The 15,400-nt window shown below is 44.2% G+C and carries 22 protein-coding genes and 2 pseudogenes; 17 read left to right on the top strand and 7 right to left on the bottom strand.

Features of this window, described 5'->3' with window-relative positions; translation table 11 throughout:
* Window positions 1–43: 43 nt before the first annotated feature.
* The 7 genes and pseudogenes from C3F22_RS00840 to C3F22_RS00870 all read right to left on the bottom strand — a co-directional run bounded on the left by C3F22_RS00840 (window position 44) and on the right by C3F22_RS00870 (window position 7,117).
* Window positions 44–292: a transposase gene (locus C3F22_RS00840; protein WP_248115011.1), complete on the bottom strand. Its 249-nt coding sequence runs from the start codon at window positions 290–292 to the stop codon at window positions 44–46.
* Window positions 293–396: 104 nt separating this feature from the next.
* Window positions 397–1,341: a metal-dependent hydrolase gene (locus C3F22_RS00845; RefSeq protein WP_104425686.1), complete on the bottom strand. Its 945-nt coding sequence runs from the start codon at window positions 1,339–1,341 to the stop codon at window positions 397–399.
* A gap of 243 nt (window positions 1,342–1,584) precedes the next feature.
* Window positions 1,585–2,361 (bottom strand): annotated as a pseudogene (gene yihA / locus C3F22_RS00850) (ribosome biogenesis GTP-binding protein YihA/YsxC); the annotation flags it as partial.
* Between the two features lie 93 nt (window positions 2,362–2,454).
* Window positions 2,455–2,895: an RrF2 family transcriptional regulator gene (locus C3F22_RS00855; protein WP_004786937.1), complete on the bottom strand. Its 441-nt coding sequence runs from the start codon at window positions 2,893–2,895 to the stop codon at window positions 2,455–2,457.
* Window positions 2,896–2,984: 89 nt separating this feature from the next.
* The gene (gene hmpA / locus C3F22_RS00860; RefSeq protein ID WP_004786935.1) at window positions 2,985–4,193 is read right to left on the bottom strand and encodes an NO-inducible flavohemoprotein; all 1,209 of its coding nucleotides are present in this window, start codon (window positions 4,191–4,193) and stop codon (window positions 2,985–2,987) included.
* Between the two features lie 152 nt (window positions 4,194–4,345).
* Window positions 4,346–5,896 carry a helicase HerA-like domain-containing protein gene (locus C3F22_RS00865; protein ID WP_004786933.1) on the bottom strand — a complete coding sequence of 517 codons (1,551 nt, stop codon included), beginning with the start codon at window positions 5,894–5,896 and terminating at the stop codon, window positions 4,346–4,348.
* Between the two features lie 18 nt (window positions 5,897–5,914).
* Complete coding sequence (locus C3F22_RS00870) at window positions 5,915–7,117, bottom strand: PLP-dependent transferase (protein WP_004786932.1); 1,203 nt, start codon at window positions 7,115–7,117, stop codon at window positions 5,915–5,917.
* Window positions 7,118–7,279: 162 nt separating this feature from the next.
* Here C3F22_RS00870 and C3F22_RS00875 point away from each other — a divergent pair, with 162 nt between their 5' ends.
* The 17 genes and pseudogenes from C3F22_RS00875 (at window position 7,280) to rpsH (ending at window position 15,387) form a co-directional block, all read left to right on the top strand.
* Window positions 7,280–8,014 carry a type 1 glutamine amidotransferase gene (locus C3F22_RS00875; protein WP_104425687.1) on the top strand — a complete coding sequence of 245 codons (735 nt, stop codon included), beginning with the start codon at window positions 7,280–7,282 and terminating at the stop codon, window positions 8,012–8,014.
* Between the two features lie 274 nt (window positions 8,015–8,288).
* On the top strand, window positions 8,289–8,600 hold the full coding sequence (rpsJ, locus tag C3F22_RS00880; protein WP_000070912.1) for a 30S ribosomal protein S10: 312 nt from the start codon (window positions 8,289–8,291) through the stop codon (window positions 8,598–8,600).
* Window positions 8,601–8,660: 60 nt separating this feature from the next.
* Window positions 8,661–9,299 (top strand): 50S ribosomal protein L3, encoded by a 639-nt coding sequence (gene rplC, locus C3F22_RS00885; RefSeq protein ID WP_004786927.1) that lies wholly within the window; start codon window positions 8,661–8,663, stop codon window positions 9,297–9,299.
* A gap of 11 nt (window positions 9,300–9,310) precedes the next feature.
* Entirely contained in the window at window positions 9,311–9,913 is a 603-nt protein-coding gene (rplD, locus tag C3F22_RS00890) for a 50S ribosomal protein L4 (protein WP_004786925.1), read from the top strand.
* Entirely contained in the window at window positions 9,910–10,230 is a 321-nt protein-coding gene (gene rplW, locus C3F22_RS00895) for a 50S ribosomal protein L23 (protein ID WP_004786923.1), read from the top strand. Before rplD ends, rplW begins: the two co-directional genes overlap by 4 nt.
* An 11-nt stretch (window positions 10,231–10,241) precedes the next feature.
* Window positions 10,242–11,066, top strand: a complete 825-nt coding sequence (gene rplB, locus C3F22_RS00900; protein ID WP_004786921.1) for a 50S ribosomal protein L2 — start codon at window positions 10,242–10,244, stop codon at window positions 11,064–11,066.
* Window positions 11,067–11,085: 19 nt separating this feature from the next.
* A complete protein-coding gene (gene rpsS / locus C3F22_RS00905; RefSeq protein WP_004673001.1) occupies window positions 11,086–11,361 on the top strand; it encodes a 30S ribosomal protein S19 in 276 nt (91 codons plus the stop codon).
* An 11-nt stretch (window positions 11,362–11,372) separates the two neighbouring features.
* The gene (gene rplV, locus C3F22_RS00910) at window positions 11,373–11,702 is read left to right on the top strand and encodes a 50S ribosomal protein L22 (RefSeq protein ID WP_001982638.1); all 330 of its coding nucleotides are present in this window, start codon (window positions 11,373–11,375) and stop codon (window positions 11,700–11,702) included.
* 1 nt (window position 11,703) lies between these two features.
* Window positions 11,704–12,520, top strand: a pseudogene (gene rpsC / locus C3F22_RS00915) (30S ribosomal protein S3).
* A complete protein-coding gene (gene rplP, locus C3F22_RS00920) occupies window positions 12,460–12,873 on the top strand; it encodes a 50S ribosomal protein L16 (protein ID WP_004786917.1) in 414 nt (137 codons plus the stop codon). The pseudogene rpsC and the gene rplP overlap by 61 nt, the downstream one beginning before the upstream one ends.
* On the top strand, window positions 12,873–13,070 hold the full coding sequence (rpmC, locus tag C3F22_RS00925; protein WP_004786915.1) for a 50S ribosomal protein L29: 198 nt from the start codon (window positions 12,873–12,875) through the stop codon (window positions 13,068–13,070). The genes rplP and rpmC overlap by 1 nt, the downstream gene beginning before the upstream one ends.
* Complete coding sequence (gene rpsQ, locus C3F22_RS00930) at window positions 13,067–13,324, top strand: 30S ribosomal protein S17 (protein ID WP_004786913.1); 258 nt, start codon at window positions 13,067–13,069, stop codon at window positions 13,322–13,324. Before rpmC ends, rpsQ begins: the two co-directional genes overlap by 4 nt.
* 91 nt (window positions 13,325–13,415) lie before the next feature.
* Window positions 13,416–13,784 (top strand): 50S ribosomal protein L14, encoded by a 369-nt coding sequence (gene rplN, locus C3F22_RS00935; RefSeq protein ID WP_001982634.1) that lies wholly within the window; start codon window positions 13,416–13,418, stop codon window positions 13,782–13,784.
* 9 nt (window positions 13,785–13,793) lie between these two features.
* Window positions 13,794–14,111: a 50S ribosomal protein L24 gene (rplX, locus tag C3F22_RS00940; protein ID WP_004786911.1), complete on the top strand. Its 318-nt coding sequence runs from the start codon at window positions 13,794–13,796 to the stop codon at window positions 14,109–14,111.
* Between the two features lie 16 nt (window positions 14,112–14,127).
* Window positions 14,128–14,664: a 50S ribosomal protein L5 gene (gene rplE / locus C3F22_RS00945; RefSeq protein ID WP_004786908.1), complete on the top strand. Its 537-nt coding sequence runs from the start codon at window positions 14,128–14,130 to the stop codon at window positions 14,662–14,664.
* A gap of 9 nt (window positions 14,665–14,673) precedes the next feature.
* On the top strand, window positions 14,674–14,979 hold the full coding sequence (gene rpsN / locus C3F22_RS00950) for a 30S ribosomal protein S14 (RefSeq protein WP_004786907.1): 306 nt from the start codon (window positions 14,674–14,676) through the stop codon (window positions 14,977–14,979).
* Window positions 14,980–14,991: 12 nt separating this feature from the next.
* Window positions 14,992–15,387: a 30S ribosomal protein S8 gene (rpsH, locus tag C3F22_RS00955; RefSeq protein WP_004786905.1), complete on the top strand. Its 396-nt coding sequence runs from the start codon at window positions 14,992–14,994 to the stop codon at window positions 15,385–15,387.
* Window positions 15,388–15,400 lie beyond the last annotated feature (13 nt).

A 15,400-nucleotide genomic window follows, 5' to 3' on the forward strand; every position in this document is an offset into this window, starting at 1 on the left:
TTCTGAAATTGCCGACGTTGATTTTGATCTGCTTTAGGGTGCTTTAACGTCTTTTTTTACGCGATATTCCTGCAGCATGTAGCGCATTAAATACTGCATGTGTACTGACACCAAAACGTTCTGCCCGTTCACTGATGTAATCATCGGGATATTGTTCAACATCATTCAATATTTGCTCTTTGCTAATTTTAGCTGGGCGACCAGGAATAGGTTTAGTTACAGTGGACTTTTTCCAATTCTGAATCGTCTGTATACAGACGTTAAAATGCTGTGCTGCTTTTCGCACAGACATTTTATCTCTAGTCATAATTTCTATGACTTTGTCTTTAAAATCTTTTGAATATCCCATGTTTCTATTGTTCTATATTTTTAAGTATTTGGCTATAACAGGCAAGCTTAAGCGACTTTGAGAGTAGCGCGTTTGGCTGCCTGTGAATGGTTGAGATAATGCAGCGCATCATCGGTACTGCCTTCATGCACCGGATCATACCAAGGCATTAAATAACCGAGCTGTTGGGATACTAACCACAGCGGGTTAGGCAGAAGGCGGTTATCTGACTGGGAAATACGCAACCATTCTTTCCAGATCCAGGGTTTATATACGGCTGGCTTATACTGCTTGAAACGTGAATCCTGCGATAACAGATGTGCAGCACCATCTACCCAAATGCCAATTACACCAATAATGACCACCACACTTAGATAATAACGGGCAATATAGCCGCCGCCCAGGTGACGATATAAATCAAAAGCCACACTACGATGTTCGATTTCTTCAGCACCATGCCATTTCACCAGATCCAACATATTCGGATCAGCACCCAGACGTTCCCATTCAGTATTGTAGAATGCGTATTTACCCAGGACACAGGTCATATGTTCTACTGTCGCAATAATACCGAGACGGAACAGATCCCATTGATGAGCCATAAGTTTAGGAATTTTGAGACCGAATGGCTGATCGGCGAGCAGCTTGTTAAATAGGAAATGCATGATGTCCAGATTGCGCTGGATATCAATCTGACGTTCAGATAAATATTCTTTATTGGCTGAATTATGTGCCTGGGCATGCATAGCTTCCTGACGGATAAACGCCTGCACATCATGCTTTAATTTTTCGTCAGTGATCTGGGGGAGGACTTTGTTATATAAACGGCAGAACCAGAGTTCACCTGCAGGTAGAATATTGTTAATTTCATTGACGAAGTAACTGGCAAAGGGTTGATCAGGAATCCAGTCGACTGGAGTATCTTGCCATTCAAACCTGACCTTGCGAGGCTGGATAAAATAGGAAATGGAAGAGCCAATTCTTGTTGTTTTGAAGCGCGAAAGTAAAGACATGGTGTGAATCCATCACTGCTTGATCAAGACAGTATGAAAAAAATATCCCGAATTGCGGCAGGCAATACGGGACATTCTTTTATCAGATGAAACACATTCGGCTTATTTTTGTGGATCTTGTTCGACAATTTCTGTTGGGTCGGCTTCTACAGGCGCGTCCAGATCATTCAGTTCACTGGCAGTGACTTCATGAGCACTGTTGGTTTCATCTTCATGTTCTAATAATTCAATTGGCTCATCAGCTTCATTTAAATCATGCATTGAAGCTTCAGGAATGCTGTCCAGATCAAATTCAGGTGCTTGATTCAAGGTGAAGTTCAAACGGCCGCCCATCACACTGGCCAGTTCTTCCAGACCTTGCTTGTTTAAAGAAGAGAACAGTTGAATCGAGAAATCCAGCTTCATCTTTTTCAGTTTGGCTTTCACTTCTTGTAGTGCTTTCGAAGCAGGGCCACGGTTCAGCTTGTCGGCTTTAGTCAGCAGCACATGTACGAATAATTTACGTGAATACGCCCATTCCAGCATCATCACATCAAAGTGTTGTAGCGGATGACGGATATCCATCAGCAACACCAGACCTTGCAGGCTCTTGCGGTGAATTAGATAGTTTTCCAGTTCTTTCTGCCAGACAATTTTCATGGCTTCTGGGACCGCTGCATAGCCATAACCCGGTAAATCGACCAGACGCTGATCCGGATTGCCAAGGCTAAAGAAGTTGATCATCTGGGTACGGCCTGGTTTTTTGGACGCACGGGCCAACTGTTTCTGATTGGTCAGGGCATTGATGGCACTCGATTTACCCGCATTGGAACGGCCAGCAAAAGCCACCTCATAACCGGTATCTTCTACACACAAGCTGAGCTTGGGTGCACTCATCAGGAACTCAGCTTTGCGTAACCAGTTGAGGGCTTGTACCGAATATTCAGTAATGGCTGGATCGACCTTTTTTTCATAGCTGATCTTTTGCTTTGGGGCATTTGATGCCTTACTGTTTTTCGACTTTCCTCTGCTGTGATGCATGGCTCAACTTCAATGACTAATTATACAAGAAGCTATTATAAAGGAAGTCGGGCGGGCAAGCGAACTTTAGAATTGCCCAATAGAATAAGGGTATTAGAGATTGATCAGGCTAATTGGTGACTGGATACTAAAATGTTCCTTGGTCGGTTCAACGACATCACCCAGAATATATTGATCCAGACTGGTGTAGAACTGCTCCACCGCCTGATCCAGAATGCCTTTTAATCCGCAATTGGTACGTAATACACAGGGTGGATCATTACATTCCACAATCTGGTTGTCACGTTGCAGAATACGCACAATCTGTCCTAGCTGAACTTTCAGGGCAGCCGGATTAAGACGGATTCCACCGCCTTTACCGCGAGAGGTAATGAGCCAGTCCTGTTTCGCCATAAAGTAGGCAATTTTCATGGCATGGTTCTGTGAAATCTGTAAGCGCTCCGCCAGCTCGGCAATCGTATAAGGCAGATCGCGGGGTTGTGCAACATACATCAGTATGCGCAGCGCATAGTCAGTAAATTTATTCAGTTGCATGATAATACTGATGTTTTTGATGAAAAAAATTAGGGTTAGTCTAGCATACCAGGCTAACCCTCTGTTTTTATTTTAAGCTGAAGAAGCAGTTAGTGGCGTACACCACCTGTGCCAAAGGCTTCGCTATGAATGTTCTCAGCAGGAATTCCGCGAGCGACAAGCGCCTTTTGCTGTTCAGCCATAAATGGCATTGGGCCACAGAGATAGTAGTCTGCATTGGCTGGTAATAATGCGCTATCTACAGTGCTTAAGTCCAGTCGACCGGCAACATCATAATCCTCGCCCAGTTTATCGCTTGGGTGCGGGAATTCATAAGCAGTCATTGTGCTTAAACGTGGATATTTGGCTTTCAGGTCATGAATATGCTGTTTCATCGCATGAACCTGTTTGCTACGGCAGGCATGGATGAAAGTCACAGGTTGTGGCATGTCCAGAGTCACCAGCTGGTTTAGCATGGCCACCATTGGAGTTAGACCTACACCGCCACTGATGAACACATTACGTTTGTTCGGATCGATCAGGTAGAAGTTACCTGTTGGTGCAGAGACTTCAATTTCTGAACCTTCTGGAAGGCTATGTAAAGTATTCGATACCCAGCCTGGAACCATGTCGCCTTTCTGATCTTCACGTTTCACGGAAATACGCAGGTAATCCGCTTGTGGGCAAGTTGACAGGGTGTATTGGCGTGGCTGTCTCAGGTTCAGCTCAGGTACAAATACACGTACTGAAATGTATTGGCCGGCTTCATATTTTGGTAATGGACCGCCGTCGACTGGAGCCAGGTAGAAAGAAGTGATTTCGTCACTTTCCACGACTTTCTTGGCAATCTTGAAGTTGCGCCAGCCTAACCAGCTGCCTTTAGTCTGTTCATGCTGATCATAGATCGCTTTTTCAGTGGCAATGAACAGATCCGCCAGTTGACCGTACGCTGCAGCCCAAGCATCAATCAGTGGATCATCCATCGAAATGTTCAGCACTTCACTGATCGAATGTAAAAGGTTTTCCCCAACAATACCGTAGTCCGGTGCCTTAATGTTTAAGCTCACGTGCTTGTGTGCGATCAGCTCAACCACGGGTAACAGCACAGATGGATCTTCGATATTTTCAGCATAAGCCAGAACCGCACCTGCCAAGGCTTGTGCTTGAGCTCCACTGCGTTGATGTCCCATGTTAAAGGTTTCTTTCAAATCAGGATTATTGCCTAGCATGCGGTTATAGAAATAACCGGTCAGGGCAACCCCATTTTCACGAAGTACAGGAACAGTGGCTTTTACAAGGTCAATTTGCTGTGGAGTCATAGCTGATCTCTCATGGCTGTTATTTATAAGATGTATTTAAAATACATCTTATAAAGTGCTTTTACAATATAGTAAAAGCATAAAACCATAAAAAAATTATGGGATATAAAAATATCCCATAAAAATGATGTTTTCGATCGGAGAAAGGAAGGTTATTTGCGCCCGAAGAGGGAACCTAATAGACCACGCACAATTTTCTGTCCGGTACTACCACCCAGACTACGTGCTGCACTTTTGGCAAAGGTACCCACAATATCCTGTGTGAGTTTTTCACGTTGCTTGACTGCACGTTCAGCTTCTTTTTGCTGTTCACGTGCCAAACGTTCCTGTTCCTTGGCTTGCTGCTTAGCCAGAGCTTCCTGTTCTTTGGCCTGTTGCTTGGCAAGTTCCGCAGCTTGAGCCTGCTGCTGAAGTTCCAGTACTTTTTGCTGCAGCATCTCATGCGCACTGTCACGGTCAACTTCCTGCTCATAAATACCAGCGACAATGCTTTGCTGCATCAGTGCTTTACGTTCTTCTGGTGTAATCGGGCTAAAAGAAGAATGTGGTGGCATGATCCAGCCACGTTCAACCATCTGTGGAGTCCCTTTTTCATCCAGACAGCTAATCAGCGCTTCACCCACAGCAAGTTCAGTAATCGCTTCCTGCACTTTAAATTCTGGATTGGCACGGAAGGTATCTGCTACCGTTTTGACTGCCTTCTGGTCTTTAGGTGTGAAAGCGCGTAAGGCATGCTGAATACGGTTGCCGAGTTGTCCTAATACGCTTTCAGGTAAGTCGAGTGGATTCTGGGTGACAAAATAAATCCCCACACCTTTGGAGCGGATCAGACGCACGACCTGTTCAAACTTTTCCTGCAGGGCGGGGCTGGCATTATCAAAGAATAGATGGGCTTCATCAAAGAAGAACACCAGTTTCGGTTTGTCCAGATCACCCACTTCTGGTAACTGTTCAAATAACTCTGACAGCATCCATAGCAGGAAAGTGGCGTACAACTTCGGTGTATTCATCAGCTTGTCGGCAGCCAGCAAATTGATATTGCCGCGGCCTTGGCTATCCGTTTGCAGGAAATCCATCAGGTCGAGTGCTGGCTCGCCAAAGAATTTATCCCCGCCTTGATCTGCAAGTGCCAATAAATTGCGTTGAATCGCACCGAGGCTGGCGGGGGAGAGATTGCCATATTCCGCTTTAAAGTCTGCAGCATGTTCGCTGACATAGCTGAGCATGGCTTTCAGGTCTTTAAAATCGATCAGTAACAAGCCCTGATCGTCGGCAATTCGGAAGACTGCCGAGAGAACGCCTTCTTGCGTGTCATTCAGGTTCAGGATGCGGGCAAGCAAGAGTGGTCCAATTTCAGAAATCGTAGTACGGATCGGATGGCCTTGTTCACCAAACAGATCCCAGAATACGACCGGCGAAGCTTCAAAAGGAATCGAGTCAATATTCAGGCTTTTAATGCGTTCATCGAACTTAGGATTACTTTCCCCCGGCTTGGCTAGGCTGGAAACATCTCCCTTGGCATCGGCTAGGAACACGGGTACACCAATGCTGGAAAAGCTTTCTGCCAAAACTTTCAAAGTTACCGTTTTGCCAGTTCCGGTCGCGCCGGCAATTAGCCCGTGACTGTTGGCAAGCTGTGAGTGCAGCACAATATTTTGCGTGGTATCACTGGTTTTTTTAGCAATAATAATTGGTGTACCCATAAATTTTCCTGTTGTTATTTACTCATTTTTAAGTTTTTTCATGTTTTGTAGTGCGTGCTGAATATCTTCAATCAGATCTTTCGGATGTTCTAGACCAATACAGAAACGAACCAGAAAACCCTCTTTCAAATGTGAATGTTCAAGCACACGCATTTCTTTTAAGTTATATAGCATGACCAGACTCACAGGGCCACCCCAGCTAAATCCAAGCTTAAACAGTTTTAAGCTGTCACAGAAATTTCGAATATCTTGCAACTTGTAGTTATTGTCAAAAATCACGCTGACCAGTCCGGCACTATGTCCTTGCTTGCAAATTTCTTTCCAGTTTTCATGGCCAGCATTGTCAGTATCAGCCGGATGTAAGACCTGAACAAATTCTGGTTGTTGTTTGAGCCAGTCTAATAAGGTTAAGCAGCTTTGTGATTGATGTTCATATCGGAGTTGCATTGAAGCCAGACTACGTTGTACCTGAGCGACATCATCACCTGATACTGAAATACCCTGAATGGCATGCGCACGGAACAATTTGTGATGTAATTCTTTATCGCGGGTAACCACTGAACCCATCAGAATATCACCGCCACCACTTGGATATTTAGTCAGGGCATGCACGGTCATATCGACACTTAAATGATCCTCACCAAAATCAAATGCATTAAAGGCGAGACCTGCGCCCCAAGTATTGTCCAGCGCAGTGAGGATATTGTTGGCTTGAGCCTTCTTGACCAAGCGACTCAAATCGGGAAATTCTAAAGTCACGGAACCCGCCGCTTCCAGCCAAAGCAGTTTGGCTTTTTCCGAGGGCTGAAAAGTATCCGTGTCTATCGCATTATAGACTTTGACCTGAATACCATAGCGGGTTTCCAGATTACGTAAATGTTCCATGTTTGGACCATAGATATTGTCCGCAACCCACACTTCATCGCCTTGGCTTAAAAAACAAGAATTCACGAGATTAATCGCAGATAAACCACTCGGTGCCAGCAAGCAATATTGACCGCCTTCGATCTGGGCAATGCTATCGCCTAAGGTAAATGTCGTCGGTGTACCATGCGTGCCATAGCTATAGTCATAGTCATCAGTCCAATGGCGATTAAATAGGGTATCGGTGTTGTTAAAGATAATGGTGGATGCACGAAACAGGGGAGGTTGAATACTGGAAATGTATTGCGGGGCCTTTCGTGGTGCATGAATCAGCGCTGTTTGAGGATTTTTTTTCACGTGAATGCTCTTAAATGTAATCAAATATTGCTTTAGCTTAAGAGAATCTCATTATTGCTGCCAGTTATGTTGTGAAATGTTGAAAAAACTGACATTGCTAAAAAGTTGGCTTCATTTTTGCAAAACCTAAAATCAGAGAGCTACAACAAAAGGTTTAGGCGCATGAAGTCGCAGTTAAAAGTACATTATTTTCAGCATATTGCTGGCGAGGGTTTTGGTAGTTGTATTGATTTTTTAAAGCAGCATCAGGCGCAAATTACTGCGACTGAATTCTTTGCTTTACCCGTCGATCGTCCACTGGATATTGAAGCTTTGCCATCAGTGGATGAAGTTGATTTGCTGATCATCATGGGAGGCACCATGAGCGTTAATGATGAGGCGAATTATCCATGGTTAAAGATCGAAAAACGCTGGTTACGCCGTTATCTTTCTCAAGGCAAACCGGCGATTGGCCTATGTTTAGGTGGGCAGCTGATTGCCAATGCCTTGGGTGCGGCCGTCAGCCGTAACCAGGAGCAGGAGTTAGGCTGGACCACGGTACGCAAAGTCGCGCATGTACCCGAGGATTGTTTTATTTTACCTGAACAGTTTGAAATTATGCAGTGGCATAGTGAAACCTTTGAACTACCTAAAGGGGCAATTCATCTGGCAGAAAATGAAGCCTGTCGTAATCAGGTGTATCAACTCGGCAAGAATGTCTTGGGGTTCCAGTTTCATCCGGAAATCACCCCGGAAACTTTAAAGCTGTTTTTGGAAAATGAAGAAGAAATTTCACAATTTTCTGGAAAATATGTACAGGACATCCAACAACTGAAAAGAACAACCAAAAATAATTTTATCCAAGGAAATCAAATACTAAATCAAGCTATTCAGTATGTTTTGGAAAAAACGGCCTAGTGGGTAAAAAATAAACAATTGATTTCCCGAATAAATTGAAATACAGCAAGAAAAACTCTAAAAGGGATTTGCTTATGTAATAAACAATGGCTATAATAAGCGACCCTTCAATAGGAAGGGGGTTAACTACGAAGAAAGTAGTTAACTATCGTTACAGTCGTGGCATCGATCACGACCTTAGTGATATTTCACTGCTCTTGACACTTGCCTTAAAATAGTGGGGTGAGATGCGTCAAGAGTGATTCTTTATATATTTGGCTTGGAGTTAACTGGTATGTCTAACCAGAGAATTCGTATCCGTCTTAAGTCTTTTGATCACCGTCTTATTGATCAATCAGCTCAAGAAATCGTAGAAACAGCAAAACGTACTGGCGCACAAGTTTGTGGTCCAATTCCAATGCCTACACGCATTGAACGTTTTAACGTTTTAACATCACCACACGTTAACAAAGATGCGCGTGACCAATACGAGATCCGCACTTACAAACGTTTGATCGACATCGTTCAACCTACAGACAAAACTGTAGATGCATTGATGAAGTTAGATCTTGCAGCTGGTGTTGATGTTCAGATCGCATTGGGTTAAGGCTTTCGGGTTAATTAACGCTCTAAGTTAATTAGGCCGCTTTTTTAGAGGTTTATGCACATGGCTATTGGTTTAGTCGGTCGCAAGTGCGGTATGACACGTATCTTTACAGATGCTGGTGTTTCTGTGCCTGTTACAGTGATTGAGGTTGATCCTAACCGCATCACTCAAATCAAAACGCTTGAAACTGATGGTTATCAAGCGATTCAAATCACTACTGGTGAACGTCGCGAATCTCGCGTAACTAACGCTCAGAAAGGTCACTTTGCGAAAGCTGGTGTTACTGCTGGTCGTCTGGTTCAAGAATTCCGCGTTTCAGAAGCTGAGCTTGAAGGTCGTGAAGTTGGCGCTACTATCGGTGTAGATCTGTTCACAGTGGGTCAAATTGTTGACGTAACTGGTCAGTCTAAAGGTAAAGGTTTCCAAGGTGGTGTTAAGCGTTGGAACTTCCGTACTCAAGACGCTACTCACGGTAACTCTGTTTCTCACCGTGTTCTAGGTTCTACAGGTCAAAACCAGACTCCTGGTCGCGTGTTCAAAGGCAAAAAAATGGCTGGCCATTTAGGTGCTGAACGCGTAACTGTACAGGGTCTTGAAATTGTATCTATCGACGCAGAACGTTCAGTTCTAGTAGTTAAAGGTGCGATTCCTGGCGCTACTGGTGGCGACGTAACTGTTCGTCCTACGATCAAGGCCTGAGGGGAAATAACGTGAATTTAAATACTGTTTCCGGCTCTGCTGTTGAATTATCAGAAGTTGCGTTCGGTCGTGAATTTAATGAAGCTCTTGTACACCAAGTTGTTACAGCTTACTTAGCTGGTGGTCGTCAAGGTTCTAAAGCTCAGAAATCACGTGCAGACGTTTCTGGCGGTGGTAAAAAACCATTCCGTCAAAAAGGTACTGGCCGCGCTCGTGCTGGTTCTATTCGTAGCCCAATCTGGGTTGGCGGTGGTAAAACTTTTGCTGCTCGTCCACAAGACTGGTCTCAAAAAGTAAACCGTAAAATGTACCGCGGTGCTATGCAATGCATCCTGGCTGAACTTGTTCGTCAAGATCGCTTAGTTCTAGTTGAAGAGTTTGCTGTTGCAGCTCCAAAAACTAAAGAATTGCTTGCAAAACTTAACGACTTGAATGCTACTCGTGCATTGATCGTTACTGATGCTGTTGATGAGAACTTGTATCTAGCTGCTCGTAACCTTCCACACGTTGATGTGGTTGATGCGACTGCAATCGATCCTGTTAGCTTGATCGCGTTCGATAAAGTTGTTATGTCTGTAGCTGCTGCTAAGAAAATTGAGGTAGAACTCGGATGAACAACGAACGTTTATATCAAGTCCTGCAAGGACCTGTTTTCTCAGAAAAAGCACAAGTTTTAGGTGAAACTGCTGGTGTTCAAGTATTCAAAGTTGCACTTGATGCAAACAAGCTTGAAATCAAAAAAGCAGTTGAACAATTGTTTGGTGTAGAAGTTGTTAAAGTTAACACTACGATCACTAAAGGTAAAACTAAACGCTTTGGTAAAACATTAGGACGTCGTTCTGATGTTAAAAAAGCATACGTCACCCTGAAAGCTGGCCAAGATGTTGAAATGGCTGACTTGGGCGATGCCGCTGAAAGCGCAGCGGAATAAGGACGAAAACTATGCCTATTCAAAAATGTAAGCCAACGTCTCCGGGACGTCGCTTTGTAGAGAAAGTGGTTCATAATCACCTTCACAAAGGCGCGCCTTATGCTCCACTAGTTGAAGCTAAAAAACGTACTGGCGGCCGTAATAACAACGGTCACATTACGACTCGTCACGTTGGTGGCGGTCACAAACAACACTACCGTTTAATCGACTTCAAACGTAACAAAGACGGCATCCCAGCTGTAGTTGAGCGTATTGAATACGATCCAAACCGTACTGCGCACATTGCGTTGTTGAAGTATGCTGACGGTGAACGTCGCTACATCATCGCGCCTAAAGGTTTACGCGCTGGTGATTCAGTTCAATCTGGTAACGATGCTCCAATCCGTCCAGGTAACTGCTTGCCACTTCGCAACATGCCTATCGGTTCTACTCTTCACAACATCGAACTTAAAATCGGTAAAGGCGCGCAGTTAGCTCGTTCAGCTGGTACTTCTGTTCAGTTGTTGGGTCGTGACGGTTCTTACGCTATCGTTCGTCTTCGTTCAGGCGAGATGCGTAAAATTCATGTTGAATGCCGCGCTGTGTTAGGTGAAGTATCTAACTCAGAAAGCAATCTTCGCTCACTAGGTAAAGCTGGTGCATCACGCTGGCGTGGTGTTCGTCCTACCGTTCGTGGTATGGCGATGAACCCAGTTGATCACCCACACGGTGGTGGTGAAGGGCGTAACAAAGGTATTCAACCTGTAAGCCCATGGGGTCAAAAAGCTAAAGGGTACAAAACACGTACCAACAAGCGTACGACTAAGATGATTATTCGCGACCGTCGCGTTAAGTAACAAGTAAAGGAATCTGACAATGCCTCGTTCTCTGAAAAAAGGCCCATTCGTCGATGCGCACTTGTTCGCTAAGGTTGAAGCGGCTATCGCGGCTAATAACCGTAAGCCGATCAAAACTTGGTCGCGTCGTTCGATGATCCTCCCGGATTTTGTTGGTTTAACAATTTCTGTACACAATGGCCGTAACCATGTTCCAGTGATCATCTCTGAACATATGGTTGGACACAAGCTTGGTGAATTTGCACCGACTCGTACCTACCGTGGTCACGGTGTTGACAAGAAATCTAAACGTTAATAGGTGCTATGATGGAAGTAACTGCTAAATTACGCGGTGCCGCTATCTCGGCACAAAAAGCTCGTTTGGTTGCAGATCTTATCCGCGGCAAATCTGTTGCGCACGCTCTTAACATCTTAAACTTCAGCAACAAAAAAGCTGCAGTATTGGTTAAGAAAGCGTTGGAATCTGCAATTGCAAACGCTGAACATAATAACAGTTTAGATGTAGACGACCTTAAAGTTTCTACGATCTACGTTGATGAAGGCATGAGCCTGAAACGTATTATGCCACGTGCTAAAGGCCGTGCAGATCGTATTACTAAGCGTACTTGTCACATCACCGTTAAGGTAGGGGTTTGATATGGGTCAGAAGGTTCATCCAATCGGTATCCGCCTAGGTGTTGTGAAACGTCATAACGCTAACTGGTATGCGAGTCCGAAACAATACGCTGAATACTTGCTTAAAGATTTGCAAGTTCGTGAGTTTTTAACTAAAAAACTTAAGAATGCAATGATCAGCAATATTCTTATCGAACGTCCAACAGGCGCTGCTAAAGTAACTATTAGCACTGCTCGTCCTGGTATTGTAATCGGTAAAAAAGGCGAAGACATTGAGAAATTACAACGCGAATTAACATCTATTATGGGTGTTCCTGCGCAAGTAAGTATCAACGAAATTGATCGTCCAGACTTAGACGCGCGTCTAGTTGCTGAAGCTATCGCTTCTCAATTGGAAAAACGTGTAATGTTCCGTCGTGCTATGAAGCGTGCGGTTCAAAACACTATGCGTGCTGGTGCGAAAGGTATCAAAGTAGAAGTTTCAGGCCGTTTAGGTGGTGCTGAGATTGCTCGTACTGAATGGTATCGTGAAGGTCGTGTACCTCTACATACTCTTCGTGCAGATATCGACTACGCGACTATGCGTGCTGAGACTACTTACGGTACGATTGGTGTTAAAGTTTGGATCTTCCGTGGCGAGATCTTGGGTGGCATGAAACAAGTCATGAACCCAGCTCCAGCTGAAGAACGTCCAGCTAAACGCGGTCGCGGTCGTGGTGAAGGTCAAGAGCGTCGTGGTCGTCGCAATGATCGTTCTGCTGAAAAAGGAGAATAATCCATGTTGCAACCTAAACGTACTAAATTCCGTAAGGTGCAAAAAGGCCGTAACACTGGTCTAGCTCACCGCGGTAGCTCAGTATCTTTTGGTACTATCGCACTTAAATCAATCGAACGTGGTCAAATGACTGCACGTCAAATTGAAGCAGCGCGTCGTACAATTAGCCGTCGTATTAAACGTGGTGGTAAAATCTTTATCCGTGTATTCCCGGACAAGCCAATTACTTCTAAACCACTTGAAGTGCGTATGGGTAAAGGTAAAGGTTCTGTGGAATACTGGGTTTGCCAAATCAAACCAGGTAAAGTCTTGTACGAAATTGATGGTGTTAACGAAGACCTAGCTCGCGAAGCGTTCACGCTTGCTGCTGCTAAACTTCCGTTTAAAACCACTATCGTGACTCGGACGGTAATGTAATGAAAACTAAAGATCTACGTGAAAAGTCGGTAGAAGAGTTGACAGCTTTGCTTGATGAGCAACAGCTAAACCAATTCCGTCTTCGTATGGCGAAAGCAACTGGTCAATTGGGTAAATCGCACGAAGTGCAATTGACTCGCAAGACTATTGCTCGTATCAAGACCCTCCTTACCGAAAAACAGGGGAACGGACAATGAGTGAAAATACAGTCCGCACGTTAACAGGCAAAGTAGTAAGCGACAAGATGGAAAAATCTATCGTTGTTCTTATCGAACGCCGTGTTCAACACCCGTTGTATGGCAAATCAATCCGCCGTTCAACAAAATTACATGCTCATGATGAGAACAACACAGCTAAAGTTGGCGACGTTGTAACCATTAAAGAAAGCCGCCCAATGTCTAAAACTAAGTCATGGACTTTAGTTGAAGTTGTTGAAGCAGCTGCTGAGTAATTAACGTTCTTGTTGCATCATCGGTCAATTTCGAGTACTCTTTGAGCCTTTCGAAATTGTGACCGGTGATGCTCGGTTTTGGAGTAGGGCAATGATTCAGACCGAAACTATGCTCGACGTAGCAGACAACAGTGGTGCTCGCCGCGTACAATGTATTAAAGTACTTGGTGGTTCACATCGTCGTTATGCTTCTGTTGGCGACATTATTAAAGTTACTGTAAAAGAAGCAATTCCACGCGCACGTGTTAAAAAAGGTGACGTGATGAATGCAGTAGTTGTACGTACAAAATTCGGTATCCGTCGTCCAGACGGTTCAGTGATTCGTTTCGACGATAACGCTGCTGTTATTTTGAACAACAACAAAGCGCCGATTGCAACTCGTATTTTCGGACCAGTGACTCGTGAACTTCGTACTGAACAGTTCATGAAAATTATTTCATTGGCTCCTGAAGTTCTATAAGAGGCGATCATGGCTAAGATTAAAAAAGGCGATCAAGTAATTGTGATCGCAGGTAAAGAAAAAGGCAAACAGGGTACTGTTCTGTCTGTTTCTAATGACCGCGTTAAGGTTGAAGGCCTTAACTTGGTGAAGAAGCATCAAAAGCCGAACCGTGTTACTGGCGCTGAAGGCGGCATCGTAACTCAAGAAGCTTCGCTTCACATTTCAAACGTGGCAATTTTTAATGCTACAACCCAAAAGGCTGACCGTGTTGGTTACCAAACGATTGACGGCGTGAAAACTCGCGTATTCAAATCTAATGGTGAATCAGTGGCGGTAGCGAAGTAATAGGTTGAAAAAGGCAATGGCCAGACTTAAAGCACGTTACAACGACGAACTTAAAGCTCAATTAAAAGAACAATTGGGAATTAAGAATGTGATGGAGATCCCTCGCATCACTAAAATCACTATCAACATGGGTGTTGGTGCAGCTTCTGCTGACAAGAAACTCCTTGATGGTGCTCTTTCTGATATGCAAGCTATCGCTGGTCAAAAACCAGTTCTTACGTTAGCTCGTAAATCTATCGCTGGTTTCAAAATCCGTGATGGTTGGCCAATTGGTTGTAAAGTTACTTTACGCGGCGAACGTATGTACGAATTCTTAGACCGTCTGATCTCGATTGCGATTCCTCGTATCCGTGACTTCCGTGGTTTCTCTGCGAAATCATTTGATGGTCGTGGTAACTACTCAATGGGTCTTAAAGAACAGATCATGTTCCCTGAGATCGATTTTGACAAGATTGACCGTATTCGTGGTATGGACATTACCATCACTACGACTGCTCGCACCGATGACGAAGGCCGTGCGCTAATGCGTGCATTCGGCTTCCCGTTCAAATAAGAGGTCGAAATGGCTAAGAAAAGTATGATTAATCGCGAATTGAAACGCGAAGCTACTGTTGCTAAATACGCTGCAAAACGTGCTGAATTAAAAGCAATCATTGCAAACGTAAATGCTTCAGATGAAGAACGTTTCGATGCGATGATGAAATTACAAGCATTACCACGTAATGCATCTCCAGTACGTCTACGTAACCGTTGTGGTTTAACTGGTCGTCCTCATGGTTACTTCCGTAAGTTCGGCTTAAGCCGTAACATGGTACGCGATAAAGTAATGCAAGGTGATGTACCTGGCGTTGTTAAGGCAAGCTGGTAAGGAGCACTATAAATGAGTATGCAAGATACCGTTGCCGACATGCTAACACGTGTTCGTAACGCACAAATGGCAAAGAAACAAACTGTTTCTATGCCTAATTCTAAGTTGAAAGTTGCGATTGCTAACGTACTTCAACAAGAAGGTTATATTTCAAACGTAGAAGTTGCTGAAGTTGAAGGCAAAGCAACTCTTACTTTGACTTTAAAATATTTTGAAGGCAAGCCAGTTATCGAAACTGTGAAACGCGTAAGCCGTCCGGGTCTACGTCAGTATCGCGGTAAAGATGCACTTCCAAGCGTTAAGCAAGGTTTAGGTATTGCAATTGTTTCTACAAGCAAAGGCATCATGACTGATCGCGCTGCACGTGCTGCAGGCGTTGGTGGTGAAGTTATTGCTTTTGTTTCTTAATAGGTGATTCCTC

It is taken from the genome of Acinetobacter sp. ACNIH1 (genome assembly GCF_002934695.1).
GTDB lineage: Bacteria > Pseudomonadota > Gammaproteobacteria > Pseudomonadales > Moraxellaceae > Acinetobacter > Acinetobacter variabilis.